The organism is Cupriavidus sp. 01L46, assembly GCF_056399905.1.
This window is the reverse complement of the sequence record NZ_JBFTSF010000718.1, coordinates 1-488: the sequence shown is the minus strand read 5'-3', so window position 1 is coordinate 488 and position 488 is coordinate 1. Positions and strand designations below refer to the sequence as shown.

Genomic DNA, 488 nt, shown 5'->3' with positions numbered 1-488 from the left:
GATCACCACCGTCGAGAGCGAGTCGTTCTCGGGCTTCACCTATCCGGAACTGCTCGACGTGTTCCCGGACCAGAAGACGCTGGAGCGCACCTCGATGAACTCTTGGGACGACCAGAAGGTGCGCGACGCATTGGCCGCCAATGGCCGCAAGAAGGTGATCGTCGCCGGCCTGTGGACCGAGGTCTGCAACACCACCTTCGCGCTGTGCGCCATGCTCGAAGGCAACTACGAGATCTACATGGTCGCGGACGCTTCGGGCGGCACCAGCAAGGAAGCCCACGACTACGCCATGCAACGCATGGTCCAGGCCGGCGTGGTGCCGGTGACCTGGCAGCAGGTGCTGCTCGAATGGCAACGCGACTGGGCCCACCGCGACACCTATGACGCCGTCATGAAGCTGGCGAAGGAACACTCGGGCGCCTATGGCATGGGTGTCGACTACGCGTACACGATGGTCCACAAGGCGGTGCACAAGGCTGCTCCCCGGA

General features: G+C 63.7%; 1 protein-coding gene. It reads left to right on the top strand.

What is annotated here, in order from left to right; genetic code table 11:
- On the top strand, positions 1–488 hold a 488-nt coding region (locus tag AC1DS3_RS39480), incomplete at both ends, for an isochorismatase family protein (RefSeq protein ID WP_477129480.1).